The organism is Peribacillus frigoritolerans (assembly GCF_004358755.1).
In the GTDB taxonomy this organism is placed as follows: Bacteria; Bacillota; Bacilli; order Bacillales; family Bacillaceae; genus Bacillus_P.
The window spans coordinates 353,202-377,859 of record NZ_SMZY01000001.1 but is presented as its reverse complement, the minus strand read 5'-3'; the positions used below and the strand labels follow the sequence as shown (position 1 = coordinate 377,859).

At 41.0% G+C, this 24,658-nt stretch carries 28 protein-coding genes and 2 riboswitches; of the genes, 8 read left to right on the top strand and 20 right to left on the bottom strand.

Annotation, left to right across the window (positions count from 1 at the left end):
* Positions 1 to 62: 62 nt before the first annotated feature.
* From E2R53_RS01880 to E2R53_RS01840, 9 genes are all read right to left on the bottom strand, one after another.
* A complete protein-coding gene (locus E2R53_RS01880; RefSeq protein ID WP_133311114.1) occupies positions 63 to 647 on the bottom strand; it encodes a SpoIIIAH-like family protein in 585 nt (194 codons plus the stop codon).
* 17 nt (positions 648 to 664) lie between these two features.
* A complete protein-coding gene (gene spoIIIAG, locus E2R53_RS01875; RefSeq protein WP_133310147.1) occupies positions 665 to 1,318 on the bottom strand; it encodes a stage III sporulation protein AG in 654 nt (217 codons plus the stop codon).
* The gene (gene spoIIIAF / locus E2R53_RS01870; protein ID WP_133310146.1) at positions 1,311 to 1,943 is read right to left on the bottom strand and encodes a stage III sporulation protein AF; all 633 of its coding nucleotides are present in this window, start codon (positions 1,941 to 1,943) and stop codon (positions 1,311 to 1,313) included. Before spoIIIAF ends, spoIIIAG begins: the two co-directional genes overlap by 8 nt.
* Positions 1,944 to 1,954: 11 nt before the next feature.
* The gene (gene spoIIIAE, locus E2R53_RS01865) at positions 1,955 to 3,124 is read right to left on the bottom strand and encodes a stage III sporulation protein AE (RefSeq protein ID WP_133310145.1); all 1,170 of its coding nucleotides are present in this window, start codon (positions 3,122 to 3,124) and stop codon (positions 1,955 to 1,957) included.
* Positions 3,125 to 3,150: 26 nt separating this feature from the next.
* Positions 3,151 to 3,540 carry a stage III sporulation protein AD gene (gene spoIIIAD / locus E2R53_RS01860; RefSeq protein WP_175443507.1) on the bottom strand — a complete coding sequence of 130 codons (390 nt, stop codon included), beginning with the start codon at positions 3,538 to 3,540 and terminating at the stop codon, positions 3,151 to 3,153.
* A gap of 13 nt (positions 3,541 to 3,553) precedes the next feature.
* Positions 3,554 to 3,760 (bottom strand): stage III sporulation protein AC, encoded by a 207-nt coding sequence (gene spoIIIAC, locus E2R53_RS01855; RefSeq protein ID WP_029279768.1) that lies wholly within the window; start codon positions 3,758 to 3,760, stop codon positions 3,554 to 3,556.
* A 21-nt stretch (positions 3,761 to 3,781) separates the two neighbouring features.
* Positions 3,782 to 4,297 (bottom strand): stage III sporulation protein SpoIIIAB, encoded by a 516-nt coding sequence (spoIIIAB, locus tag E2R53_RS01850; protein ID WP_133310144.1) that lies wholly within the window; start codon positions 4,295 to 4,297, stop codon positions 3,782 to 3,784.
* Entirely contained in the window at positions 4,294 to 5,214 is a 921-nt protein-coding gene (gene spoIIIAA, locus E2R53_RS01845; protein WP_133310143.1) for a stage III sporulation protein AA, read from the bottom strand. Before spoIIIAA ends, spoIIIAB begins: the two co-directional genes overlap by 4 nt.
* 73 nt (positions 5,215 to 5,287) lie before the next feature.
* A complete protein-coding gene (locus tag E2R53_RS01840) occupies positions 5,288 to 5,569 on the bottom strand; it encodes a YqhV family protein (RefSeq protein WP_133310142.1) in 282 nt (93 codons plus the stop codon).
* 117 nt (positions 5,570 to 5,686) lie between these two features.
* Between E2R53_RS01840 and E2R53_RS23020 the strand changes: the two genes are divergently transcribed.
* A complete protein-coding gene (locus E2R53_RS23020; protein WP_154319145.1) occupies positions 5,687 to 5,863 on the top strand; it encodes a hypothetical protein in 177 nt (58 codons plus the stop codon).
* A gap of 20 nt (positions 5,864 to 5,883) precedes the next feature.
* Here the strand turns inward: E2R53_RS23020 and efp are convergent, their stop codons facing one another.
* The 4 genes from efp to E2R53_RS01820 all read right to left on the bottom strand — a co-directional run bounded on the left by efp (position 5,884) and on the right by E2R53_RS01820 (position 8,617).
* Entirely contained in the window at positions 5,884 to 6,441 is a 558-nt protein-coding gene (efp, locus tag E2R53_RS01835) for an elongation factor P (protein WP_133310141.1), read from the bottom strand.
* A gap of 51 nt (positions 6,442 to 6,492) precedes the next feature.
* The gene (locus tag E2R53_RS01830; protein WP_133310140.1) at positions 6,493 to 7,554 is read right to left on the bottom strand and encodes a M24 family metallopeptidase; all 1,062 of its coding nucleotides are present in this window, start codon (positions 7,552 to 7,554) and stop codon (positions 6,493 to 6,495) included.
* 1 nt (position 7,555) lies between these two features.
* A complete protein-coding gene (gene aroQ / locus E2R53_RS01825; protein WP_133311113.1) occupies positions 7,556 to 7,996 on the bottom strand; it encodes a type II 3-dehydroquinate dehydratase in 441 nt (146 codons plus the stop codon).
* Positions 7,997 to 8,080: 84 nt separating this feature from the next.
* The gene (locus E2R53_RS01820; protein WP_133310139.1) at positions 8,081 to 8,617 is read right to left on the bottom strand and encodes a YqhR family membrane protein; all 537 of its coding nucleotides are present in this window, start codon (positions 8,615 to 8,617) and stop codon (positions 8,081 to 8,083) included.
* A 492-nt stretch (positions 8,618 to 9,109) separates the two neighbouring features.
* On the opposite strand from E2R53_RS01820, the gene E2R53_RS01815 reads away from it, so the two are divergent.
* Complete coding sequence (locus E2R53_RS01815) at positions 9,110 to 10,057, top strand: DUF1385 domain-containing protein (RefSeq protein WP_133310138.1); 948 nt, start codon at positions 9,110 to 9,112, stop codon at positions 10,055 to 10,057.
* Between the two features lie 42 nt (positions 10,058 to 10,099).
* A complete protein-coding gene (locus E2R53_RS01810; RefSeq protein ID WP_133310137.1) occupies positions 10,100 to 10,474 on the top strand; it encodes an SA1362 family protein in 375 nt (124 codons plus the stop codon).
* Positions 10,475 to 10,481: 7 nt separating this feature from the next.
* Here E2R53_RS01810 and E2R53_RS01805 read toward each other — a convergent pair whose 3' ends face one another.
* The 4 genes from E2R53_RS01805 to E2R53_RS01790 all read right to left on the bottom strand — a co-directional run bounded on the left by E2R53_RS01805 (position 10,482) and on the right by E2R53_RS01790 (position 15,801).
* Positions 10,482 to 11,366 (bottom strand): patatin-like phospholipase family protein, encoded by an 885-nt coding sequence (locus E2R53_RS01805; RefSeq protein WP_133310136.1) that lies wholly within the window; start codon positions 11,364 to 11,366, stop codon positions 10,482 to 10,484.
* Between the two features lie 154 nt (positions 11,367 to 11,520).
* Positions 11,521 to 11,952 (bottom strand): transcriptional regulator MntR, encoded by a 432-nt coding sequence (gene mntR / locus E2R53_RS01800; protein ID WP_070876642.1) that lies wholly within the window; start codon positions 11,950 to 11,952, stop codon positions 11,521 to 11,523.
* A gap of 128 nt (positions 11,953 to 12,080) precedes the next feature.
* Positions 12,081 to 14,639 (bottom strand): vitamin B12-dependent ribonucleotide reductase, encoded by a 2,559-nt coding sequence (locus E2R53_RS01795; protein ID WP_133310135.1) that lies wholly within the window; start codon positions 14,637 to 14,639, stop codon positions 12,081 to 12,083.
* Positions 14,640 to 14,964: 325 nt separating this feature from the next.
* On the bottom strand, positions 14,965 to 15,801 hold the full coding sequence (locus tag E2R53_RS01790) for a lipoate--protein ligase family protein (protein ID WP_133310134.1): 837 nt from the start codon (positions 15,799 to 15,801) through the stop codon (positions 14,965 to 14,967).
* 219 nt (positions 15,802 to 16,020) lie between these two features.
* Here E2R53_RS01790 and E2R53_RS01785 point away from each other — a divergent pair, with 219 nt between their 5' ends.
* Positions 16,021 to 16,392 (top strand): rhodanese-like domain-containing protein, encoded by a 372-nt coding sequence (locus tag E2R53_RS01785; protein WP_286166103.1) that lies wholly within the window; start codon positions 16,021 to 16,023, stop codon positions 16,390 to 16,392.
* An 87-nt stretch (positions 16,393 to 16,479) separates the two neighbouring features.
* On the opposite strand, the gene gcvPB is transcribed toward E2R53_RS01785, so the two are convergent.
* From gcvPB to gcvT, 3 genes are read right to left on the bottom strand one after another with little or no spacing between them, the layout of a single operon-like run.
* Positions 16,480 to 17,940, bottom strand: coding sequence for an aminomethyl-transferring glycine dehydrogenase subunit GcvPB (gene gcvPB / locus E2R53_RS01780; RefSeq protein ID WP_133310133.1), 1,461 nt, complete (start codon positions 17,938 to 17,940; stop codon positions 16,480 to 16,482).
* Complete coding sequence (gcvPA, locus tag E2R53_RS01775) at positions 17,933 to 19,279, bottom strand: aminomethyl-transferring glycine dehydrogenase subunit GcvPA (protein WP_133310132.1); 1,347 nt, start codon at positions 19,277 to 19,279, stop codon at positions 17,933 to 17,935. Before gcvPA ends, gcvPB begins: the two co-directional genes overlap by 8 nt.
* A gap of 25 nt (positions 19,280 to 19,304) precedes the next feature.
* Positions 19,305 to 20,408, bottom strand: coding sequence for a glycine cleavage system aminomethyltransferase GcvT (gcvT, locus tag E2R53_RS01770; protein WP_133310131.1), 1,104 nt, complete (start codon positions 20,406 to 20,408; stop codon positions 19,305 to 19,307).
* A gap of 159 nt (positions 20,409 to 20,567) precedes the next feature.
* A riboswitch (glycine riboswitch) is annotated at positions 20,568 to 20,679 on the bottom strand.
* 305 nt (positions 20,680 to 20,984) lie between these two features.
* Between gcvT and E2R53_RS01765 the strand changes: the two genes are divergently transcribed.
* The 4 genes from E2R53_RS01765 to E2R53_RS01750 all read left to right on the top strand — a co-directional run bounded on the left by E2R53_RS01765 (position 20,985) and on the right by E2R53_RS01750 (position 24,465).
* Positions 20,985 to 22,667, top strand: a complete 1,683-nt coding sequence (locus E2R53_RS01765; protein WP_133310130.1) for a DEAD/DEAH box helicase — start codon at positions 20,985 to 20,987, stop codon at positions 22,665 to 22,667.
* Positions 22,668 to 22,691: 24 nt separating this feature from the next.
* Positions 22,692 to 23,486, top strand: coding sequence for a YqhG family protein (locus E2R53_RS01760; protein ID WP_133310129.1), 795 nt, complete (start codon positions 22,692 to 22,694; stop codon positions 23,484 to 23,486).
* Between the two features lie 296 nt (positions 23,487 to 23,782).
* Positions 23,783 to 23,869, top strand: a riboswitch (cyclic di-GMP riboswitch).
* A gap of 31 nt (positions 23,870 to 23,900) precedes the next feature.
* Positions 23,901 to 24,032, top strand: a complete 132-nt coding sequence (locus E2R53_RS01755; RefSeq protein ID WP_083328201.1) for an anti-repressor SinI family protein — start codon at positions 23,901 to 23,903, stop codon at positions 24,030 to 24,032.
* A gap of 97 nt (positions 24,033 to 24,129) precedes the next feature.
* Positions 24,130 to 24,465 (top strand): helix-turn-helix domain-containing protein, encoded by a 336-nt coding sequence (locus E2R53_RS01750; protein WP_133310128.1) that lies wholly within the window; start codon positions 24,130 to 24,132, stop codon positions 24,463 to 24,465.
* Positions 24,466 to 24,658 lie beyond the last annotated feature (193 nt).

Here is a 24,658-nt window from a genome sequence, read left to right as displayed (position 1 = left end):
GAAACGTTTACACCAATTAAATAGAAAATCCCCGTGTGGCAGACACACAGGGAAGTTGCTTTTTATTGATTAGAAGGCTCCAATGTAACCGCTACATCTTTCATGCCTTTCATTTCACTGCTGACAAGCTGAATGATTTTGTTTGCTTCAGATGCTGAGCTCTCTTTCGCTTTCACCGTTACTTTCACTTTTTCTCCTTCGATGCGGACGAGAGCATCGTCATAGCCATTGGATTTAATGAACGTTTCAAGAATTTCCTCATTGGCCACCGCTTCATCAATGGCATTCATTTCATCTCTAGCTGCACTTTTCTCAGCGGCTGTTACATCTTTGCTTGCAACAATATCCTCTAAGCTTTCTTTTCTTGCACTTCTTGCATCTTCAAGCTGCAGGCGCATGGTGGCAAACAGCTCATCGTTTGAAACCGATACAACCGTTCCATCCTCAGCCTCCTCGATCGTAACTTCCCCATTATCATTTTCCTTTTCTGTCCCTTTCACGGCTTCTGCTTTTTCACCTTTTTCAGCCTCTGCTCCAGTCAATGCCACATCGTTTTTCACTTCTTCAGGAGTTGTAATATAGTAAACTGACAGAACTACAACCAAACTTAACATCGTTAATAACCAAACCGTTTGTTTTTTCAGCATCATTCGTGAATCCTCCTTTATTTCCCTTTTTTAGCTGCAACTGCAACGCGGTGGCTCGGCACCCCAAGCACTCTCGTTACAGCTTCAACAATTGATTTTTTTATTTGAATGTTATCAGCACCCGCAGCTACAACAAGCACTCCCCTGATTTCCGGTTTCTTGGTCTGAAGGATGATTGGAGTTTCCTGCTCTCCCTTTCGGATAATGACAACGGATTCTTCAGTTGATCCATCTTCGACCGTCCTCTTCCCTCCCTGAGGATCCGTCTCTTCTGTCGTTTGGCTTTGTGAAACGCTGTTTTTTTCAAGAATTTGCTCTGATGTGGCATCTACATTGACGACAACCATTGCATTCTCAATGCCAATCATTGAATCGAGCGCTTCTTTTAATTGATTCTCATATTCTTGCTCGTATTTATCGATAGACCCTGAACCCCCGCTTTCTTCAGAGGGTTTAAAGACATCGGCATCACCTGAAGCGGTTGATGTCAGACCGGAGACTTGCGACACCTTCGGCAAACTTGCTTCATTCGTGAAAAGGTTGCTGATCAGCATAAAACCTATTCCAATTGCCAAAACGATTAGAACATAGTGATACTTGGATGGTTTTTTGCCGTTTTCAATGTTTATCATGCTTTTTAGCTTCTCAAACAAATTCTTTGGATTACTCATCTGTGCTGCCCTCCCCTCCTTCCATTTTCAAGGAAATCTTATCAGGGTCAACTTCCCAGATACTTGCGAGGTATGATTTAATCTCTGATGCCTGCCTGATTTGATTTTCTTTTTCAGTTTTTTCTGTTTCCGCTGCACCAAGAACAACTGGCTGAATGGTTTCAACCGCTTCGGATTCTGCTTCATCTGCTTCAAGTATCACCTCTATGCCCTGCAGACTTTTTTGAATTTCTTCAAATGGTTCATCTACAGATAGAGAGATATGTTTAATCGATACATCATAGCTTTGCACCAGCTCCTCTTTTGCCTGTGATTTTAATTGGACAGCCATGTTTTTTAAAATATATGCATCGTTGGAAGCTTGTATTTCTTTTTTTTGCAAATCAATTATTTTTTTTATTTCTTCTTCCTTTGTTGGAGATTCCATTTGAACTTCTGATACAAGCGTATTGATGTCAGCTGATAATAATTTGAAGATCGGCGAGAGAATGATGACGATAAGCAGAAGGCTGATGACCATCTTTGCGTACTTTTGCATGGCTGAATTCGGCAGCAGCAAATCAAGGATGACAGCAAGCATAATAAATAGAATGATATTCGCTATCCATTCTGTTAAAAAAGACATGCCTCATCCTCCTAACGAACCATCATGGTAATGTTTCCAGCAGCAATAATGACCGTAATACTTAAGAAAAACATCAAAGAAACAATGGCAAGTGCGGCAAAAATATAAATCACGCTTTTACTGATGATATCGAGGCATTTGATAATCGGGCCTCCGCCGAGCGGCTGTAGCAGGGCAGCCGTAAGTTTATAGATAAAGGCAAGTGTCAAAACCTTTATTGCAGGAAACGCTGCGATAAAAAGCAGGATCGCGACGCCGATAATCCCGACTGTATTCTTTAATAGAACGGAAGCACTGATGACTGTATCCGTTGCGTCGGTGAACATTCTGCCAAGCACCGGAATAAAGTTGCCTGTGACAAATTTAGCTGTTCGAATCGCCATACCGTCAGATACGGCGGCCGTTGCTCCCTGAACAGAGATGACACCGAGAAAGACGGTTAAAAACGTTCCGAGAAGGCCAATACTTATATTGCGCAGCAGCTGCGCAAGCTGGGTCACTTTGTATTGATCCGTCAATGTACTTACGATGCTTAACAGAGCTGAGAGGAATAACAGGGGCAGAACGATTTTTTCAATCAATACCCCGCTTGTGTTCATAAGGAAGAGGATGACAGGATGGAAAAACGCTGCTGAGATCAGGCCGCCAGAAGCCGCCATGAGTGCAAGCAGCAGGGGGATCAGCGCCAAGATAAAGCTTGTCATCGTCTGTATGGCTTCAACTGTGTATTCAATCGCTATGTGAAAACTATTAAGAGCAATAATCATCAGCACCATATAGACAAGTGCATAGGCTACTTTGCTTACCGTACTTTGGCTGAATGCATCCTGAAGCAGCTGCAGAAGCATGCTGAAAATCGTCAGCAGAATTAGAGTTCCGAGCAATTTGCCGTTTGCAATAATCTCATGAAAAATATATTTCAAAAACGCTTTTGACCATTCCTGGAAGGACAATTCCTTTTCTCCATTTAAAAATTGAAGCAAGCTTCCCTTTTGACTCTCTGGAAGATACCCTCCATACTCTGTCATAATGTCATCCCAGAATTTTTTAATTTCCTCAATTCCGAGCTTGTCTATTTGCTGATCAATTAAGTCCTGCTGCGGTGGAGGGGGAGAAGCTTGTACAATCACTGGAAAAGAAAAAAAGAAAAGAAAGAAGACGGCGATGATTCCTTTTTTCATTTTACTCACCCCTTAAAGCCTCGCTATTAAGCCGGTATTAATCCGATAATGGTTTCTATAATGACAGTTAATATAGGAACTGCCATGGCCAGAATCAAAATTTTTCCGCCAAGCTCAATTTTTGAGGCGATGGCGCCCTGTCCGGCATCTTTTGTAATCTGAGCTCCAAACTCTGCAATATAGGCGATTCCGATTATTTTTAAAATGGTTTCTACATACATCATATTAATATTTGCATTCAATGCTATTTTTTCGATCATCGTGATAATCTGTGAAACCTGATCGACCAGAAATAGAAAAATGACGCAGCCGACAAATACTACAAGCATAAAAGCATATGTCGGCTTTTGTTCTTTTACGATTAACGCGAGAAAAGTGGCCACTAAGCCAAGTCCGACAATCTGGATAATTTCAATCGCAGAGCCCCCCCTATCCCTGAAAGAGGAAGACTGATTTTATTTTTTGGAACAGATCCTCAACTATGGAAGCAACCATGAACAGAATGTAGATAAATCCAAGCAATGTAACCCATTGTGCATACTCTTTCTTTCCCATTTGATCAAGTATTGTATGAAGAAATGCTACAACAATTCCAATTCCCGCTATCTGAAAAATGATATTCACATCTACTCCCATTACATGTAATCCTCCTGACTGCTACATCAATAAAATAACGAGCAATAATCCAGATAAAAAACCTAAGCTTTTCAGCATTGCTTCATAGCGGCTTTGTTTATCAAGTGCATCCGCTTCTTCTCGTTCAAGATGGGTTAAGGTCAGGCGAATATGTTTTTGCTGCGACATGATGTCGTGCTGTCCGAGCGTCTCTCCAAATTGCTTTAAAATTTCATATTCTCCCTGCTTAAATGCTGTCATCCGCCAAACTTCCTGCAGGCTATTTTCCCAGGCTTCCTTTACACTTGTATGCCCTGCGGACAATCGTTTTGAAAACTCTTCAAAAAACCATGAGAGCGGCTTTGGCATCTGTTTTGACAAAGTGGCTGCCGCTTCTTTGAGAGGTGTGTGCGAATACATAATTTCTGCCTCAAGAGCCTGAAGAGCAACCTTTAGCTGCCTCAGCTGGCGCGGACGCTCACTAATATGCTTCGCCACTTCAAACCCTGTCCATGTAGTCGCAAGCAAAATGAATACAGCTCCAAGTATTTTTATCATGACGGTATACTCACTTCATTCCGTATCAGCCGTCTATCGGCATCCAATATTCTTTGAACCGTCCCTGGCCCATTCGTTCTTGAGAGTTCAATATACCGTTTAAAGATGCCATGCTCTGCCAAAGGCTTTATTGTAGGGCGTGAAATGACGTCGTCAAGCGAATAGCCGTGCACAGAAATGAAAAGCCCTACTCCTGCATGAACGGCCTCTAAGATAGCTTCTGTATCTTCCATCCTGCCTGCCTCATCCACAACCAGAACGTCCGGACTCATCGACCTGATCATCATCATCATTCCCTCTGCTTTCGGACAAGCATCAAGCACGTCCACTCTATCCCCGAATTCATGCTGGGGAATTCCATTGATGCAGCCTGCAATTTCTGACCGCTCATCCACAATTCCTACTTTTACGGAAGGAATACTGCCTGTTCCAGTACTCATTACTCTTGCAAAATCACGAAGAAGAGTTGTTTTTCCTGTTTGAGGGGGACCAATAATCATGGTATTCATCCAGGCTTTATGATAGATGCTGGAAATAAAAGGTTCAGCAATGCCTTTTTTCTGTTTTGCCACACGAATATTAAAGGAAGTAACATTTCGAATTGCTTTCACAGCGCCATTTTCTGTAATAACACGCCCTGACAGCCCCACGCGGTGGCCGCCCTGAATCGTTATAAAACCCCGCTTCAGCTCCTCTTCAAGCGTATAGATGGAGTATTGGCTCAGCTCATTTAAAAGAGATATACCGTCTTGATAATCAGCCTCGCAAGGCAGAAAAAATGGTTCTCCTGCTATTACAATTTCTACTCTTTTCAAAATCCTGATTCGGATCTCTTCGATTTTTTCTAGCGCTTCCCGCGGCAGGTTCAGCACGTGTTTTCTTATGTTTTCAGGAAGCATCTCTGTAATCTCGTTCAACTGGCTTCCTCCTTGCATAGTCTCTTGATACTCTAATGTTTATGCAGGCTTGGACACAATATGACTTCTTATGTTACTTATAGACGCCGATTAATATAAATGCGACCCCGATTGCGATAAAAATCAGTTTTGCATATGAAAGCTGCTCAGCAATCTGAAAGATTCCTATTGTCATGGTTAAAATAAAAATAATCGGACCAACAATGGCAAGCATGGAATTAATTAATACAGCTTTGCGCACATCATTGAAGACGAGCATTAATATAGCTGCCGTCATTTCAATGCTTGCAGATAATAATCTTAATAGAGCCATTGATCTTACTGCCGGATCTAAATTAGCGAGGTAGTGTTTCATCTTGTCCTCCTCCGTGGTTATTACTAAAACCTATGAAGAACGAAAGATAAATAGACAAAAAGAATTCTTGACAGAATTTTCAGATTTAATAATAATAGGTAGAAAGGGGGATGTGTCATGGGATTTGGAGTGGAAGCTTATGAATTATATAACTATTTACAATGGTTCATTGGAATGATGATTTATATTTTCATACCGGCAGCACTTCTTTTCAGAGCGGGTAAAAAGAAAGAGGATAAGGGAAAAGTCTTCCAGACGCAGCCACTATTAGAGGATACAAAAAACTCCATCTGAAAAGATGGAGTTTTTGATGACTAAGCTCTTGAAACGTATGAGCTGTCAGTAGTATTAATAATTAGAACGTCTCCTTCATTTACAAAGAAAGGAACGTTTACAACCAGGCCAGTCTGCACTTTTGCAGGCTTCGTTCCGCCTGAAGCAGTATCGCCTTTGATGCCAGGCTCTGTCTCAATAACTTCGAGCTCAACTGTGTTTGGAAGTTCAACTCCAAGTGTTTCACTTCCGAACATCATGATGGACACTTCCATGTTTTCTTTTAAGAACTTCAATTCGTATTCAATAGATGCTTCCGGAAGTTCCACTTGATCGTATGATTCATTATCCATGAATACATGCTGATCTCCATTTGCATAAAGATATTGCATTTTGCGGTTCTCAATTTGAGCTTTCGCAACTTTTTCACCAGCGCGGAATGTTTTTTCCTGAACAGCTCCTGTACGCAGGTTACGAAGCTTGGAGCGTACGAATGCTGCTCCTTTACCTGGCTTTACGTGCTGGAAATCCATTACGCGCCAAATGGCATTATCTACTTCAATTGTTAAGCCTGTACGAAAATCATTAACTGAAATCATTTATGTTCCTCCTATGTAAATGCTGCTTTATTAACGTTCTGGAAGCTTTTATTATAAAATAATAAGCTCTTTTGGGGAGTGTGTCAGCGACTCATTACCATCCTCTTTAACGACTGTATCATCCTCGATGCGTACCCCGCCAAGCTTTGGTATATAAATTCCAGGCTCTACAGTTACGATCATGCCGGGTTCAAGAACCGTTTCAGATTTGACAGACAGTGACGGCCCCTCATGAACTTCCATGCCGAGACCATGACCAGTTGAATGTCCGAAATATTCACCGTAGCCGTTTTCTGCAATATAGTCTCTTGTGAGAGCATCTGCTTCTTTACCCGTCATGCCTGCTTTTATCCCATTCATTCCCCGCAGCTGTGCTTCGAGTACTACGGAATAAATCTTCTTCAGCTCATCACTTGGATCTCCCACCGCTATCGTTCTTGTAATATCTGAACAATATCCTTTGTAGTATGCACCAAAATCAAGTGTTAAAAAATCGCCTTTTTCAATTTCTTTTTCACTTGCTACACCGTGAGGCAGCGCAGAGCGATATCCTGATGCAGCAATAATATCAAATGAAGAAGAAACAGCGCCTTGTTTTCTCATGAAAAATTCAAGCTCATTTGCCACTTCAATTTCCTTCATACCCGGACGGATGACTGTCAAAATGTGCTTAAATGCAGCATCTGCAATCTCCGCAGCTTCCTTTAATATCTTAATCTCTGCTGCAGACTTAATCAAGCGTAACTTTTCTACAGCACCTGAGACCGGAACAAACTCAATCCCTCTTAATTCAGCCTTATAAGCAGAGTATGAAGCGAAGGAAAGATCATCCTGCTCAAATCCAAGACGTTTAATCGATATCTTAGCGGCTTGGGCTGCCACCTCTTCAAGAATCGGTCCTTTATGCTGAACAATCTCAAAACCCTCAATTTGTTTCGCTGCCTGCTCTGTGTATCTGAAATCTGTAATAAATACAGCATGCGAGTCAGATATGACCGCAACACCGGAAGAGCCTGTAAAGCCTGTCATGTAACGGCGGTTGTAGCTGCCCGTTATAAGAATCGCATCCACATCAAGTTCTTTTAATCTGTTTCTCATTTTCTCAAGCTTCATCTTATTTCTCCCCCATCTTTTTATGTAATGCGAGTAAAGCATATTGATAACCCTCAAAACCAAGACCGATAATTTGCCCTGCTGTTACAGGAGCCGTTACAGACTGGTGCCTGAATGGTTCCCGGCTATGTACATTCGATATATGAACTTCAATGACAGGCATGGAAACGCTCGCAATTGCATCTCTTATGGCATAGCTGTAATGAGTAAAAGCCCCGGGGTTAAGCACAATTCCATCAAACTGATCGTCTGCCTCATGAATCGCATCAATTAAGTCCCCTTCATGATTTGATTGAAAGCAGGTGACCTGAAATCCTTGTTTTTCTGCAAATAACATTAATTCACGTTCTAAGTCTGTAAGCGTTTTGCTGCCATAAACATCAGGTTCCCGCAGACCAAGACGATTGAGATTTGGACCATTAATAATCAAGAAATGCCGCATCATAAAAACTCCTTGCTTAAATAAACTAAAAAAAATAGAATGTTCAATTTATGAACATTCTACCATAATCGCCGATTACTTTCCTTAATGTTGAGGGGACGCCTTCGCATTTTTTTTGCTTAAGATCTCGTTATGTTCAAAGGAAATGGTATAGCCGACAAATACTCCATATAAAATATAGAGACATATTGTCGTTACAGTAGTCAGCCGTTCAAGTTCAAAGACAGATTTTAAATTAGGAAAAATCGGATTTAAAAGGAAGAATACGAGCGCCCATAGCGAGAGACCAAAAGCAAGGCCAACAAACATGGATGAGAATCTCTTTAAAACAAGATAATACAAAAGCGCCGTTCCGACGGAAAGAATGCCAATGCAGAAAACTGAAACAAAGTTTCCCATGACGCCATTTTTCCATTCTCCCAAAATAAAGGGCTGAAGCAATAAATTCGGGCTAATTTCTGTTAAGTTCAGCACATAAGCTAAATAACCGAGCAAACTCCAAATCACTCCGCCTGCAAAACCTGTAATCACCACTCTTCCTATAAAAGGAATTGATTCACCAGGCTTATCAGGATCATCTCTTTTTTCTCCGGCAGAATTAGATTGAAAATCATCTGTCATATGTACACCTCCTGCTCTTAGTATGTGCAGGAATTCGGCTCCATCATTCAAAAAGGATACAATCAGATGTCTAGCAAAGGACTGCTGGGTTATACTACTAAGAGTGAGACATCGCTTGTTCAGCACTCACAGTAAGATATAAGCTGATCTTTGTCTTAAGCTCTTTTCGTAAACTTTGTTGCTATTAGTCTAAATATTTAAACGCATAAGTGGATTGCAGCGGATAAACTTGACTCCTGCAGGAAATAGAGCAAAATGGGAACCCTGCAGGCAAAGCCGAGGAGGCTTCCATGCTCCCTGCGGAAAGCAAGTGGAGCGGAAAGGAACGGACAACATTAATAATCGAAAACAACATTGATCACAATCTAAAAAGAATTAAATTCAACTGCCTAGAGGTTTATCCTGTTTTTATGTAGAATATAAACATAACATTCTCTGCAGCTTTGTTTAAAAACAGTCCAAAAAGAGAATAGATAGGTAGGTTGGTGAAAAATGTCAAAGCAGAATAAGCCTGCATATGGCGGGCAAGCAGTGGTAGAGGGCGTCATGTTCGGCGGAAAGCATCATTATGTAACAGCCATCAGACGCAAAAACAAACAAATCGACTATTTCCGGTTACCGCGAAAATCAAGCAGCATGATGACAAGCCTTAAAAAGATTCCATTTATTCGCGGCATCGCAGCTATTATAGAAGCAAGCGCAAATGGAACGAAGCACCTGAATTTTTCAACAGACAGGTATGATCTCGATCCTGAGGAAGATGAAATACTCCAGCAGCCTAAAAAAGAATCAAAGATGACGATGATACTTGGAGTTGCTGCGATCGGTGTTCTTTCCTTTCTCTTCGGGAAATTCATCTTCACTTTAGTGCCTTTGTTTCTGGCTGAGCTGACAAGGCCCATTTTCTCTTCTGACCTTGCACAAATATTAATCGAAGGGCTATTCAAATTAATTCTGCTCTTAGTCTATATTTATGCGATATCATTTACTCCGCTGATCAAGCGAGTCTTTCAATATCACGGTGCAGAGCATAAAGTCATAAATTGCTATGAAAATGAAATGCCGCTTACGATAGAAAATGTTCAGAAACAAACGCGTCTGCACTACCGGTGCGGAAGCAGTTTCCTGTTATTCACAGTTATAGTAGGGGTATTTGTTTACATGCTTGTTCCGACAGAACCGCTTTATGTCCGCGTCCTTAACAGGCTGGCATTAATACCTGTCGTGATTGGCATTTCATTTGAAGTCCTTCAGTTTACAAATAAACTCAGGGATGTTCCTGTTTTAAAATGGCTCGGTTATCCCGGCTTAAGTCTTCAGCTGCTGACGACAAAAGAACCTGACAATGATCAGGTCGAAGTTGCCATCGCAAGCTTTAATGAATTGCTGCGGATGGAAAAGGAAACTGAAGAAGGTATAAAAACGGAACAAATTGTATAAGCTGAACTTCATTAATTCATTTTCATCTTGGGAGGTGGACTCATGAAAAATCGTGTGAATCCATTTGTGATGATTGTGTTAGCTCTTGGCGGAATCGGGTTTCTGGTTACCCTTATAACCAGACCCGGATTCCTCTTCAGAGAAATGCTGATCTTCGTTATTGTTCTAGCCATCATCTATTTTGTTGTCCGTTACTTTACAAAACAAAGAATGGGAAAAGACTCTTCCTCATACTCTAAAGCTGCTAAACAATCTAAAAGACGTTTCAGCGACCGCAATCAGAGCAGCTCCCATTTGAAAAGTGTTTCAACGCAAAAAAAGAGCAGCAAAACATCTGCTCTTAAAAAGAAACAAGCCTCTCATTTAACAGTGATTGAAGGAAAAAAAGGCAAAAAGAAAAGCAGGGCATTTTTCTAGCCTGCTTTTAATACGTCCATTTTTTCAAGAAAAGTTCAGTACGGCTTCTTCCTAGCTCAATTAGAGCTAGTTTTTTTTGTTCAGTTAAGTCAAATTCAGTCGTTAAAATACTTTCGACAGGCAGAAAAATGATATTTTTTTCATGCCTGCTCGAAATATGCCTGGCATCATGCGCGTCTTTCATCGTTTCAAAAAGAGCGCCATACATTTCTATTGCGTTTCGGATATTGTTTCTCGGCCTCTCTTCATCTCTAGGACTTAGTTTGATGCCAAGAACCGGCCGTGCCTGAATTGATTTCTTTTCTTTAAACAGCCAAATTGGAAAATTGCTTAAAACTCCTCCATCCACGACAATATTGGTTCCTTCAGCAGAAGTCAGTTTGACAGGTTCAAAAAAATAGGGAAGGCTGCAGCTCATAAGAACAGCTCTCGCAACAGAAAAACGTTCTGGAACAAGGCCGTACCTTGGCAAGTCATCCGGAAGCACAATAATTCTTCCATTAGTCAGATCAGAAGCAACGATTTTAAGGGAGCCGGGTCTTAAATCACCAAAGGTCGATACCCCTCTCTCCTTCAGCTTGCCAGCTATCCATTCTTCAAGCTTGCCGCCCTTATAAAGACCCAGCCGCCAATAGATATTCAGCCATTTCATAAATTTAAATGGAAGGATGGAAGGATTTCGTTCTAAAAACTTTCCGAGCTCCATATCATCCATCATTGTTATGATTTCATCACTTCGGTATCCCGCAGCAATAAAGGCAGCAATAATGGAGCCGGCACTGGTCCCTGCGACCCTTACAAATTGCAGGCCCCTTTGCTCAATTGCCTGATAAGACCCAATTAGTGCAAAGCCTTTTATTCCACCGCCAGAGAAGACGCCATCAATATACACAGAAGTTCCTCCCCTCTTCTCCCATCCTTACATTGTAAGTTGGGGAGGCGGAAAATAGACCTTTTCTGCACGTTTAGGACAGCTCTCTGAGGCCATGTTTTAGTGTAAAAGCAATTGAACGCAAAAAAAGACGGAAGCATTTGCTTCCGTCTTCTTAGGACTCACTGTCCTGTTCATTCTGTTTTTGTATAGCACGCAGTGTTTCAACGCGCGCTTCATCTCCTTCAAAGAATTGCACAAGATCGCCGATGCGGTCAATGGCATTCCAGCTGAGATGATGCTCGATGCCTTCAACATCATTGTAAATTTTTTCTTCATCCACGCCGATCAGCCTCATGAACTGCTCTAAAAGCTCATGACGGTAAACGAGGCGCTTTCCAATTTTTTTGCCTTTTGGCGTTAAGATAAGTCCACGGTATTTTTCATATATGAGATATTCATCTTTATCTAGTTTTTGGACCATTTTTGTTACTGAGGAGGGATGAACGGAAAGTGCTTCCGCAATATCAGAAACGCGGGCATATCCCTTTTCTTCTATTAATAAGTAAATTTGTTCAATATAATCTTCCATACTCGGTGTTGGCATGCGGTCCCCTCCAAAAAACGTTCAAAACATAGGAAATCATTACAAGTGTACACTAGTTTGAAGGCGATGACAAGGAAGCCTTCGTTCTAATTGCGAAAAGAAAAGAGCTGGCTAGCCAGCTCTTTATCTTATAGACCACACTTCAATTGTGCTCCGCAGCTAGTACATGTGTTGCAGCCGCCGATGTCTTCAACCGTACCTTCCCGACAGACCGGACATGTATTTCCTACCTCGTTGCCAATCGTTACATTTGTAGATCTTAATGCCTGTATTGTATCAACCAGCACAACTTTTCCTTTTTCTTTAGCTGGTGCTTCTTCACTCTCAGAGAATGTGTTTTCTTCCGCTTTTAAAGTCAGAACCTGGGTGTCACGGCTTCCGTCAACGTAAACCGTGCCGCCTTTTGCTCCGCCTTTATATAATCGTTCATATACTTTTTGAACTTGATCAACAGTATATCCTCTTGGTGCGTTAACCGTTTTGCTGATTGAACTGTCAATCCAGCGCTGAATCACACACTGTGCATCTGCATGAGCTTCTGCACTCAGTTCCATTGCTGAAATAAACCATTTTGGCAAATTATCAGGATCTGCTTCCGGATGCTGATCCAGATATTCCTGTACGATATCCGCTTTCACTTCAATGAACTTTCCTAATCTTCCGCTTCTGTAATAAGAGAACGAGAAGTAAGGTTCGAGTCCGGTGGATACGCCAACCATTGTCCCTGTGCTCCCCGTAGGTGCAACAGTCAATAAATGCGAGTTTCGAATGCCGTATTCCTTAATATCATCTAAAAGATCAGCCGGCATTTTGCTCATAAAGCCTGTTTTTGTGAATGCATCACGCAAACGGTTTGTTTCTTCTTCTGTTTCACCAGTGAGGAACGGGAAGCTTCCTTTTTCTTTTGCAAGCTCAACAGAAGCTTTATATGCAGTTGTTGCGATCGTTTCAAAGACTTGATCAATCAATTGATTGCCTTCTTCTGAACCGTACTCTGTTTCACAGTAGATCAGCAGATCATGCAAGCCCATAACGCCAAGGCCGACACGGCGTTCGCCCAATGCCTGCTTCTTATTATCTTCTAAGAAATAAGGTGTTGCATCGATGACGTTATCCTGCATGCGGACACCGACTTCTACCGTTGTTTTAAGCTTTTCGAAATTGACCGTTTTGCTTTCTTTGTCTGCCATTTCAGCAAGATTGACCGCTGCAAGGTTACAGACAGAATAAGGTGCGAGAGGCTGTTCCCCACATGGATTTGTAGCTACTACCTTTTGTCCATACGCTTTAGCATTCGTCATGTCGTTTGCATTGTCGATAAAGAAAATACCGGGCTCTGCTGAATAGGTCGCACAAACATTGATTAGGTTCCAAAGCTCTTTCGCTTTAATTGTGCGGTATGTGCGGACTTTGTATCCCAGATTCTCCCAATCGCGGACATCGCCATGATTGTGCCAGTCTTCGTTATAGGCTTTCATTTGGTCTGCATTATAGCTTTCCACATCAGGGAAGCGAAGCTCGTAATCTTCATCTTTTTCAACTGCATCCATGAAATCCTTCGTTAACGTAACGGAAATGTTTGCGCCTGTAAGGAATTCAGAGTTATGAACGCTGTATGTTCCACCAGTAACCAGTTTCAATTCTGCATCTTTAATGATTTTTTCATTAAATCCGCCGAAGCCTGGAATTTGCTTGTAGTTCACAATGCTTTGGTACATTGCTTTTTCATCATCAGTCAGAGGCTTGAACTTTAATTTTTCCTGTGCGTATTTCTTGATTGTTTCGTCATTCGTGTTTTCGATTAAATAACGTAAAATACGAGGGTTTTGCATTTTAGATATAATGAATTCAATAATATCAGGATGCCAGTCGGCAAGCATGATCATTTGAGCGCCCCTGCGCGAACCCCCTTGCTCAACTAAATGCGTCAGTTTCGCAATATCATCCAGCCATGAGACAGAACCGGACGATTTGCCGTTCACTCCGCGTGCGAGTGTATTTCTTGGCCGCAGTGTTGATCCGTTCGTTCCGACTCCGCCGCCTCTGCTCATGATTTCCATTACCTGCTTGCGGTGCTCTGAAATGCCTTCGCGTGAATCCTGTACAAATGGCATCACGTAACAGTTGAAGTAAGTCACATCTGTTCCTGCTCCAGCTCCGTATAAAACACGTCCCGCCGGTACAAAGTTCAATCCGACTAATTCCTGATAGAACTTCTGGAACCATTCATTCCGCTTTTCTTCTGTTTTTTCAACAGATGCAAGCCCTGTTGCATTTCGTTTTGCGATTTGCTCGTAAAATACTTCAAGCGGTTTTTCAATGACATCCAAAGAACGATGGATAACTCCTGTTTCAACCTCTTCAGGCTTTTCAAGGGAATGGCGGTACTCTTCTTCAACCTGTACACTGGCCATTTTAGTCTGCCAGTCAATCTCTAATAGATAGCCAAGCCCTCTTGCAGGGAATTTTGGATCCTCTTTGATCGTCAGTACGACAAAATCCCCTTTTGATAATGTCAGCTTTTCAGTGTCTTTAAACGTGTATCGGTCAAGCATGACTAAACGCGATACCCCTTTGTGCGTCAATTTCATGTCATCAGTTATTGGGTGAACTTGGGGAAACAATGAAATATCGTGGTTCAGCTTGTCCACATCAAGTTTTAAATTTTCATTTAGTGCTACGGTCATTCAAACAACTCCCCTATCTACTTGTACTTGATTTAATTTATCACACAGCCATACTTTTATCAATATATAGTATTATATTTTCGTTCGACAATACTATATATGGATAAACAGGCAAACCTATTTTATTTTGTCAAATTAATAACTGCACAAATGAAGCAGAAATAATGAGAAAAAAGAAGATAGGAACTCCATAATCACTTTTTTTGATGAATTTTGTCGCTTGCAAAATCCGAAGAGAACACGTAGTTAGAAAAATAAGGAATGTTTTGTAATAATTTGAAAAGCATCACAAAAAAATAAACAAAAGCGACTAGATTTAAGTCGCTTATCGTTTATAATTCCACTCATCTGTATCATATTTTTCCAATGCAATCTTCTCTACATATGCATGTTCTTCATCTGTCAGTGTATAAGGCTCAAGTGAAATATTCAGCCCCATTTCAAAGCCCTTTTTAAAAGCATGCTTTGCCTCCTCCAGAGTAACAGGAATTTCACGCAAAGCATTGACAGCAACTGCCTTATTTTTAAAATTTTTCTGCATTCGTTCTTTTACCCGCTCGCTTGGATACTTAAACAGGTTAAAAAGCTTTTCTTCATCTATATCGAGCAAAATGGAGCCGTGCTGAAGAATGACTCCTTTTTGGCGTGTTTGAGCGCTCCCTGCTACCTTGCGTCCTTCTACAACAAGTTCATACCAGGATGGTGCGTCAAAACATACGGCAGACCGCGGATTCTTAAGCCCCTGCTTCTCTTCCTCCGTTCTCGGAACGGCGAAATATGCATCAAGTCCCAGTTCCCTGAAACCCTGAAGAATACCTTCAGATATGACTCTGTATGCTTCCGTTACAGTCTTTGGCATTTCAGGATGCTCTTCTGACACGATCACGCTGTAGGTCAGCTCTTTGTCATGGAGAACCCCTCTTCCTCCTGTCGGCCTGCGCACAAAGCCAAGCCCGTACTCTTTAACGGCATCAAGATCAATTTCTTTTTCGGCTTTTTGAAAATATCCAACTGAAAGAGTGGCCGGGTTCCAGCCGTAAAAACGAATGACCGGAGGGATCATTCCCTGACTGTTCCACTCAAGCAGCGCTTCATCTAATGCCATATTATAGGACGGGGAACAATTCCCTGAATCAATAAATCTCCAAGTTTCTTTTGCCATCTTCATACCCCATTTTCCATGATAAGTATGTATTTCATTTTCTGTGCCTTACCTAGTCTATCAAAAAGAAGGGAAGGTTGAAAATATTTATGTCTTATTCATAGATGACAATTTGATCCTGCTCTTATATAATAGTAGTTGTCCAATATTATTAAAGTTCATTTGAACTTGTCTTAGAAAAGTTGCTTATAAAGGAGTCGGGTCAGCTTGACAACATGGATTTTTTTATTGATTCTATTAGGCGCACTAGCAGCCTATACGATTTACTCTTATTTTTATCAGCGAAAAATTATGAAAACATTAACGGAAGAAGAATTCCGAGCAGGATACAGAAAAGCTCAGTTAATTGATGTCCGTGAACCAAATGAATTTGACGGCGGACATATCCTTGGAGCAAGAAACATTCCTTTATCCCAAATGAGACAAAGACATAAAGAAATCCGCAAAGATCAGCCAGTCTACCTTTACTGTCAAAACACTGTCAGAAGCGGACGCACAGCTCAAATGCTGAAAAGAAAAGGCTACAATGATCTCTACATGCTTAAAGGCGGCTTTAAGGGCTGGGGCGGAAAAATTAAAGCTAAGAAATAAGAAGAAGTCTGCAGACAGTTTTGCAGACTTTTTTTGTATAAATAGAAAAAAGGATCCGCAAAAGAGCGAATCCTTTTTTTTTACCTTTTACTGCTTTTGATAACGCAAGATCGGTTTTCTTGCTGCTGTAGTTTCATCTAAGCGGCTGACAACTGTCGTATGCGGAGCTTCCTGGACGATTTCAGGGTTTTCTTCCGCTTCTTTTGCGATTTGAAGCATCGCCTCAATAAATGAATCTAAAGTTTCCTTTGATTCTGTCTCAGTCGGTTCAATCATGATGCACTCTTCAACATTTAACGGAAAGTAGATTGTTGGCGGATGATAGCCGAAATCAAGCAGCCTTTTTGCGATATCAAGCGTACGGACCCCTAATTTTTTCTGGCGCTTGCCTGAGAGAACAAATTCGTGCTTGCAATGTCTGTCAAACGGCAGATCATACGCTTCTGAAAGTCTTCTCATCATATAGTTGGCGTTTAGTACTGCATATTCCGTCACCGCTTTTAATCCATCAGGTCCCATTGTGCGAATATAAGTATATGCACGGACATTGATTCCGAAGTTTCCGTAGAATGGCTTTACCCTGCCGATAGACTGCGGGCGGTCATAGTCAAACGTATATTTATCATCTCTTTTTACTAAAACAGGTTTTGGCAAGTACGGAATCAGATCAGCTTTTACTCCGACCGGACCAGATCCAGGACCGCCTCCTCCGTGAGGGCCGGTAAATGTTTTATGAAGATTTAAATGAACGACATCAAATCCCATATCGCCGGGGCGGGCCTTGCTTAGTACGGCATTTAAATTTGCACCGTCGTAATAAAGCTTGCCTCCTGCATCATGAACAATTTTCGCCATTTCCAATATATTTTCTTCAAAAAGACCAAGGGTATTAGGATTCGTCAACATAAGCGCAGCTGTATCGTCCCCTACCACACGCTTTAAATCATCAAGATCAACAAGCCCCTGTTCGTTTGATTTAACCGTAATCGTCTCAAATCCTGCTACTGTTGCTGATGCCGGATTTGTTCCATGAGCCGAGTCAGGAACAATCACTTTTGTCCGGTTCAGGTCATTGTTCGCTTCGTGATAAGCACGGATCATCATCAGGCCGGTCCATTCACCATGAGCTCCCGCTGCGGGCTGAAGTGTAACTTCATCCATTCCGGTAATTTCAATGAGATGCTCCTGTAAATCATACATTAGCTCAAGTGCACCCTGAACTGTACTTTCATCCTGCAATGGATGAATATGAGCCAGTCCTGCCATACGAGCAACATTTTCATTAATTTTCGGATTGTACTTCATCGTACAGGATCCAAGAGGATAAAAACCGGAATCAACTCCATGGTTTCTCTTGGAGAGAGCTGTATAATGTCTCATGATATCAAGTTCAGATACTTCCGGCAGTTCAGCATCATCTTCTCGCAAATATTCACTTGGAATCAATTCATCTGCTGCCATTTCAGGGATATCCAATGAAGGCAAACTATAGCCTGTTCGTCCTGGTTTTGTCAGTTCAAATATTACTGGCTGATCCTGCTTATTCATGTCCATCCCCCAATTCCTTAACAAATAAGTCAATTTCTTCTTTTGTGCGCAATTCAGTTACCGCTACAAGCATGTGGTTTTCAAACTCCGGGTATACAGTGCCTAAATCGAAACCGCCAATGATATTCTTTTGAATAAGTTTTGCATTTATCTCTTTAATCGGTTTGTTTAATTTAATAACAAATTCGTTAAAAACAGCCCCTTCGAATGGAACTTCAATCCCGCTTGCAGCAAATGCTTTTTTAGCGTAATTTGCTTTTTGGATATTTTGCAAAGCCATCTCTTTTACGCCTTTTTTTCCCAGTGCAGTCATGGCAACCGAGGCTGCCAAAGCATTTAAAGCCTGATTTGAACATATATTAGAAGTCGCTTTGTCACGTCTAATGTGCTGCTCACGCGCCTGCAGGGTTAAGACAAACCCGCGTCTGCCCTGTTCATCTGTCGTTTGGCCAACCAATCGTCCCGGCACTTTGCGGAGCAATTTTTGAGTTACAGCAAAATATCCGCAGTGCGGACCGCCAAAAGCAGTAGGAATACCGAATGGCTGAGCGTCGCCTGCCACAATATCAGCTCCAAATTTTCCAGGAGGTGTTAAAGCTCCCAGCGCAAGCGGATTAGAAGACACGATAAACATGCTCTTTCCTGTGTGAGCAATAGGTTCAATGTCTTTAAGCGGCTCGACTTGCCCGAAGAAGTTTGGATATTGCACAACAACAGCCGCAACATCGTCTGACATTTCCGCTTTTAAAGCTTCAAGATCGGTTACGCCATTTTTCACAGGCACTTCCACTACTTCAATGTACTGTCCTTTTGCATATGTTTTCAGAACATCTCTGCTTTCCGGATGAACTGCTTTTGAAACAATGACTTTTTTCTTTTTTGTTTGACCGGCAGCAAGCATGGCAGCTTCAGCCAGAGAAGTTCCGCCGTCATACATGGATGAATTTGCAACATCCATTCCAGTAAGCTCAGCAATCATCGTTTGAAATTCAAAGATGGCCTGAAGCTCGCCTTGTGAGATTTCCGGCTGATACGGTGTGTAGGCTGTATAAAACTCTGACCTGGAAATAACATGATCTACGATGATCGGCATGTAATGATCATATACACCTGCGCCAAGGAAAGAAGCATTGCTTCTTAAATCCTTGTTTTTAGAAGCAAGCTCACTCAGCTCACCCACAAGTTCCGTTTCAGACTTTGCTTGTTTGATCTTGTATTCCCCCTGAAAACGCACACTCTCGGGAATATCTGAAAAAAGCTCATCTATAGAAGATACTCCGACAGCGTCAAGCATTTCCTGCTGATCTTGTTCTGTCATCGGCAAATAACGATGTTTCATGGATGTGTTCCCCTTTCAAACTAGTTCATTTTTTTGGTCGTTTATAAAAAGGTGTTGAAACTACAACTGCTTTTAAGCGTTTCTTGCGCACCTGAACACTCACTTCAGAACCTGGTTCTGCAAATTCCTTTTTCAGCATAGCCCAGCCAATATTTTTCTTTAATGTAGGAGATTGTGTGCCGGTCGTTACCTCGCCGATTTGTTCGTCTCCATGAAATACTTCATAACCATGCCTTGGAATTCCCTTGTCAATCATCTCTATACCGGCAAGCTTTCTTGCCGTGCCATTCTCTTTTTGTTCTTTTAATACATCTTTGCCGATGAAGTCTGCCTCTTTGTTCGGTTTTACGGCAAAGCCAATCCCTGCCTCAATCGGAGTAATGTCCTTAGTAAGCTCCTGGCCATACAAAGGAAGATTTGCTTCAAAGCGCAGTGTATCGCGTGCCCCTAGACCGCAAGGAAGAATTCCTTCATTTTTGCCTGCTTCTAAAATCGCATTCCATAAAGAAGGCGCTTCTGAAGAAGGGCAATAGACTTCAAAGCCGTCTTCGCCTGTATAACCTGTTCTTGAGACAAGTGCTTTTACATCATTTATGACAACGTCATCTTTGAATTTAAAAAACTTGATTTCACTTAAATCTGTTTCTGTTAATTGTTGAAGAATCGATTCAGCTTTAGGACCCTGAATGGCCAGCTGGGCAATTTCAGATGAAACATTACGCAGCTGTACATCTCCGAATTTGTGCGAGCTCAGCCAATCATAATCTTTTTCAATATTTGAAGCATTAACGACTAATAAATAATGAGAGTCTGATTTTTTATAAATTAATAAATCGTCCACTGTTCCGCCATCTTCATAGCACATAGCCGTGTACTGCGCACCGCCGTCTTTCAGCAGGGAGACATCATTTGTCATCGTTTTTTGAAGAAAAGCTAGACTGTCCGTGCCTGCCACTTCAATTTCGCCCATATGCGAAACATCGAATAAACCTGCCATTCCCCGAACTGCTTCGTGTTCCTCTTTAATAGAAGAAAATTGAACGGGAAGATCCCATCCTCCAAAATCAATGGTCTTTGCTCCGTGCTCTTTATAGACATCAAATAATGGTGTTCGCTTTAAATCCGCCATAATCAAATCGCCTCCCCAAAAAGTATAAAAAAAGGACAGAGACCCCCCTTTATATAAAAAGGAAGTCTCTGTCCCTGCACCTGAAAGTTTACCTTGCCAATATATGCAAAGCTTTCCCCTTTGGTGGTTTGCCGCTTTCACAAACTCTCTCCAGAGTTGCGTCAAACAAGAGTTCTTTTGCCTGAGAGATTCACAGATGTTTGCTCCTTCGGCGCTGCGTTTGCGGCATACATCCAATGAAGCCGCCGGCAGTCTCTCCCCTTGTTCTCATTCGCTCATATTTTCTTTAAAACTGGTCATACTAAGAGATAACATTCTTTGACATTTTGACATTTTTGACATAAGAAGCATGCTGACTGAAAAGTAAGTATGTTAGCAACTTTCTTACTTATTAACATCCTACCATTATGAACAATATTCATCAATCTATTTTTACACAAATATTAAACATGTATTTTAGTTTAATGTTCGTGTTTAACCTATTTTATTTGTATTTTATCATAATAAATTACGAATTCACACTTTAAAGTGAACGATTCAGTATAACATTACCTTTTCTTGAAAGGGCTGTCATTAATGAATGTAAAAATCAACTTTGATTCCTCCTGGCAGGATACTTTTTTTAAGAAACTTGAAGATGATGGACCCTGGGCAAGCTGGGAAAATTACAAACTCGCCTGTGAAGTGCAAAAACATTTAATTGTTCCTTCATTTGAAGGCTTGCAGGCACCAAATCATCTGACCGATTTCACACCGCTTCCGCATCAATTAGAGGTTGCAAGACAAGTAGTAGAGCATATGAACGGCAAAGCGATACTGGCAGATGAGGTAGGGCTTGGAAAAACGATTGAAGCTGGACTGATTGTAAAAGAATATATGATCCGCGGACTGGCCAATAAGATCTTAATTCTTGTGCCGGCCTCTCTTGTGTCACAATGGGCAAGAGAACTGCATGAAAAATTTTATATTCCAGCTGTTGAGCAGAAGAAGAGCTATGTATGGGAAGCATGTGATGTGGTTGTTTCTTCTATTGATACAGCAAAACGAAGTCCTCACAGGGAAATTGTCCTTGCCCAGCAATATGATTTAGTCATTATCGATGAGGCTCATAAACTCAAAAATAATAAAACAAAAAACTATGAATTTGTTCAGAGCCTGAAAAAGAAATACTGCCTGCTTCTGACTGCAACTCCAATCCAAAACCGTGTAGAAGAGATTTTCAATCTTGTCTCTCTTCTCAAACCCGGTCATCTTGGAAACGAAGCTTACTTTTCAGAAGTTTTCTCAGCAAAAAATCGCTCACTCGAACATCATGAGCATCTGCAGGAGCTTGTCAACAAGGTCATGATTCGAAACCGCCGCGGCGATACCGGAATTGACTGGCCTAAACGCCATGTTGAAACGGTTCCGATTGAACTCTCTCCAACTGAACGAAATTTGTACACAGCCATTTCAAGGCTGAAATCGTTCGGAACGGCTTCTACAAGCATGTTTTCCATCATGACCCTTCAAAGAGAAGCTTGCTCAAGCAGAGAAGCTGTTTATATGACGCTGAAAAAAATGATTGAGCGGCCTGAAGGTGAAGCCTCCCCGCTTCCTGAACCTATTATCAGGGAATTGATTCAGTGCATTGATGAGGTGGACGGAAACTCTAAAGCACAAAAAACAGTGGAGCTAATTAAAAGAATTGATGATAAAGTGATCATTTTTACTGAATACCGTGCCACTCAATTTTACCTGCAGTGGTTTTTGCAGCAGCACGGCATTACTTCTGTGCCATTTAGGGGAGGATTTAAGCGGGGCAAAAAAGATTGGATGAAAGATTTATTTAAAAACCGCGTTCAAGTCCTGATTGCAACAGAAGCCGGGGGCGAAGGCATAAATCTTCAATTTTGCAATCATATCATCAATTATGACCTGCCCTGGAATCCTATGCGGCTTGAACAAAGAATTGGCCGGATTCATCGCCTCGGTCAGGAAAAGGACGTTTACATCTATAACATGGCTACAAAAAACACGGTCGAAGAGCATATATTAAAACTGCTTTATGAAAAAATTAATCTATTCGAAAAAGTAATCGGTGAGCTTGATGAAATCTTAACCAAATTGGATATTTCCAATTTTGAAGATCATTTGCAGGACATTCTCTTTCAATCAAAAAGCGAGGGCGAAATGAAAATCAAAATGGAAAATTTAACATCCATCCTTCATTTTGCAGAACAGGAACAATCAGAACAAAAAGCTGCAAATGGAAAATAAAAACAGGCAAGGAGGCCAGAAGATATGCTGCAGCAAGAGATCAGCCAATTCTTAGAAAGTTTTTTCACAGCAAATTCATGTCAGATCACAGATAAACAGCCAGAGTATATGACTGTGCAGTTAACAATCGAAATGGATAAAGAGCTGATGAATCGGCCTTTTTACTGGACTTATCTTGAAAAAACCGGCGGTGTTCCAAATCCTATGCAACTGACATTTCTTACAGATGCCAAACAGGCCCCAGAAGATTTAAAAGGAGAAATCATGCATTTCGGCGCACCGCGGCTCCATCAAATTTTCCGGACGAGCAAAAAGCTTGGAAGCCACATCCGCCTTTATGAAAGTCCTCCGAACAAAGGAAGCTCTCAATCACTGCATCCATGGCTTGGAGTAAATATTATGGTATCTTATCAGAGCGACAAAAAGAAGGACCAGCTTTATTCAATCGGTCTCCATTTGATCAGCGGCGCAATCATTGAAAACTTCCAGGATCAATTGGAAAAAATGACGCTTACTCCCCGCATTCCTGATCTTTGTTTTACGACCTCCCCAATGATTAAGGAACAAAGCGGGTTAAATCGAATTCAAAACTATATTCAATCCATTATTGAGCAGGATGATCACTCTTGGGCGGAAGATGCCAGACAGCGCTGGAATGCTGATATGATGCTGCTCAGCCATTTTTATGAAGATCTTGATGAAAAACCGGAAGCCTACCAATTAGAAAAAGAAGCATTGAAAGAATTATATGATCCGCAAATAAACGTTTCGATTGTAAATGGCGGAATTTTTTATTTGTCGCAAAATGCGTTCTATTAATGTCGAAAACTGCAAAATCTCATTTTCAAATAAGAAAATGAGATTTTGCAGTTTGTTTTATCGCGTAAAATTTTCTGTCGCTTCTTAAAAACAAAACCCATCAAAATGCCTACATTAAAGGAATTTACACCCAATTAATTCAAGTATTTTCATAAAAATCAAAAAATATTTTTCAATCGACACATTTCAGCACAAAAAGCAAAAATCATTTTTTATAATAGTAGTAAATAAGATACACTCTTCTGAAGGACTAAAGAAACAAAAACTTGATTTATGCAAAATGAACGATTGCACATATCAGACAAAGGCAAACTTGCTGAAAGGCAGGGACGCAAAGTCACAGATCTAAGGTTTACAAAAACTATGATGGCTGGACTGCCTGAAATACAGAGACGTATTTTAGGAGGAGAAAAAATGGAGATATTAATGAAGGAAGTAGAAAAGATGGATCAGGAATGGAAAGAGTTAATCCTGTCAGCTTTGAAAATGGGCATCAGCAAAGAAGAAATTAGAGAATTTCTTAAAACGCAAACACTTAAAAATTGACAAACAAGAATTGTACATATTTTTTTTTGTAAAAATCGTTCTATATATATAACACCACCTTCGTTATATGCTATAATGGCTCTGGGAAGGTGATCATATGATTGGTGAACGCATCCGTAAATACCGCAAAGAACGAGGACTTTCTCTATCAGAGCTTGCCGATCGCGCTGGTGTTGCTAAATCGTATTTGAGTTCAATTGAACGGAATCTGCAGTCAAATCCTTCTGTTCAATTTCTTGAAAAGGTCTCATCTGTACTTGGAGTATCTATGAATACCCTGATTTTAGACGAACCAATTTATGAGACTAAAAAAGATAATCTTGATAGTGAATGGGCAAACCTCGTGAAAGAAGCGATGGATTCTGGTGTGACGAAGGATCAATTTCGTGAATTTCTTGAATTTAACCGGTGGAAAATGAACCAAGATAAATAATAAATTCCTGCACCACATGAATAGAGCCTTTTATCAGGCTCATTCCATGTGGTGCTTTTTAAATTTCGGTTCACCATGCGGCTAAACGTTAAATGACCCAAATCAATAAAGGACAAAGACGTTCTGGTATTTTGCCAGAGCGTTTTTTTTATGCATATCTATCAAAATTACCGGTTAATTTCATCCTATTCTT

What these genes read in the sequence shown, in the direction of transcription:
- spoIIIAB (WP_133310144.1), bottom strand. Translation starts at nt 4,297, where the DNA reads ATGATAAAAATACTTGGAGCTGTATTCATTTTGCTTGCGACTACATGG.
- gcvPA (WP_133310132.1), bottom strand. Translation starts at nt 19,279, where the DNA reads ATGAAACATCGTTATTTGCCGATGACAGAACAAGATCAGCAGGAAATG.
- gcvT (WP_133310131.1), bottom strand. Translation starts at nt 20,408, where the DNA reads ATGGCGGATTTAAAGCGAACACCATTATTTGATGTCTATAAAGAGCAC.
- E2R53_RS01815 (WP_133310138.1), top strand. Translation starts at nt 9,110, where the DNA reads ATGTCAAAGCAGAATAAGCCTGCATATGGCGGGCAAGCAGTGGTAGAG.
- spoIIIAF (WP_133310146.1), bottom strand. Translation starts at nt 1,943, where the DNA reads ATGTCTTTTTTAACAGAATGGATAGCGAATATCATTCTATTTATTATG.
- mntR (WP_070876642.1), bottom strand. Translation starts at nt 11,952, where the DNA reads ATGCCAACACCGAGTATGGAAGATTATATTGAACAAATTTACTTATTA.
- E2R53_RS01755 (WP_083328201.1), top strand. Translation starts at nt 23,901, where the DNA reads ATGGAGATATTAATGAAGGAAGTAGAAAAGATGGATCAGGAATGGAAA.
- gcvPB (WP_133310133.1), bottom strand. Translation starts at nt 17,940, where the DNA reads ATGAATAAGCAGGATCAGCCAGTAATATTTGAACTGACAAAACCAGGA.
- E2R53_RS01820 (WP_133310139.1), bottom strand. Translation starts at nt 8,617, where the DNA reads ATGACAGATGATTTTCAATCTAATTCTGCCGGAGAAAAAAGAGATGAT.
- E2R53_RS01810 (WP_133310137.1), top strand. Translation starts at nt 10,100, where the DNA reads ATGAAAAATCGTGTGAATCCATTTGTGATGATTGTGTTAGCTCTTGGC.
- E2R53_RS01790 (WP_133310134.1), bottom strand. Translation starts at nt 15,801, where the DNA reads ATGGCAAAAGAAACTTGGAGATTTATTGATTCAGGGAATTGTTCCCCG.
- E2R53_RS01750 (WP_133310128.1), top strand. Translation starts at nt 24,130, where the DNA reads ATGATTGGTGAACGCATCCGTAAATACCGCAAAGAACGAGGACTTTCT.
- E2R53_RS01760 (WP_133310129.1), top strand. Translation starts at nt 22,692, where the DNA reads ATGCTGCAGCAAGAGATCAGCCAATTCTTAGAAAGTTTTTTCACAGCA.
- E2R53_RS01880 (WP_133311114.1), bottom strand. Translation starts at nt 647, where the DNA reads ATGCTGAAAAAACAAACGGTTTGGTTATTAACGATGTTAAGTTTGGTT.
- spoIIIAE (WP_133310145.1), bottom strand. Translation starts at nt 3,124, where the DNA reads ATGAAAAAAGGAATCATCGCCGTCTTCTTTCTTTTCTTTTTTTCTTTT.
- spoIIIAG (WP_133310147.1), bottom strand. Translation starts at nt 1,318, where the DNA reads ATGAGTAATCCAAAGAATTTGTTTGAGAAGCTAAAAAGCATGATAAAC.
- E2R53_RS01840 (WP_133310142.1), bottom strand. Translation starts at nt 5,569, where the DNA reads ATGAAACACTACCTCGCTAATTTAGATCCGGCAGTAAGATCAATGGCT.
- E2R53_RS23020 (WP_154319145.1), top strand. Translation starts at nt 5,687, where the DNA reads ATGGGATTTGGAGTGGAAGCTTATGAATTATATAACTATTTACAATGG.
- E2R53_RS01795 (WP_133310135.1), bottom strand. Translation starts at nt 14,639, where the DNA reads ATGACCGTAGCACTAAATGAAAATTTAAAACTTGATGTGGACAAGCTG.
- aroQ (WP_133311113.1), bottom strand. Translation starts at nt 7,996, where the DNA reads ATGCGGCATTTCTTGATTATTAATGGTCCAAATCTCAATCGTCTTGGT.
- E2R53_RS01765 (WP_133310130.1), top strand. Translation starts at nt 20,985, where the DNA reads ATGAATGTAAAAATCAACTTTGATTCCTCCTGGCAGGATACTTTTTTT.
- E2R53_RS01830 (WP_133310140.1), bottom strand. Translation starts at nt 7,554, where the DNA reads ATGAAGCTTGAGAAAATGAGAAACAGATTAAAAGAACTTGATGTGGAT.
- spoIIIAC (WP_029279768.1), bottom strand. Translation starts at nt 3,760, where the DNA reads ATGGGAGTAGATGTGAATATCATTTTTCAGATAGCGGGAATTGGAATT.
- efp (WP_133310141.1), bottom strand. Translation starts at nt 6,441, where the DNA reads ATGATTTCAGTTAATGATTTTCGTACAGGCTTAACAATTGAAGTAGAT.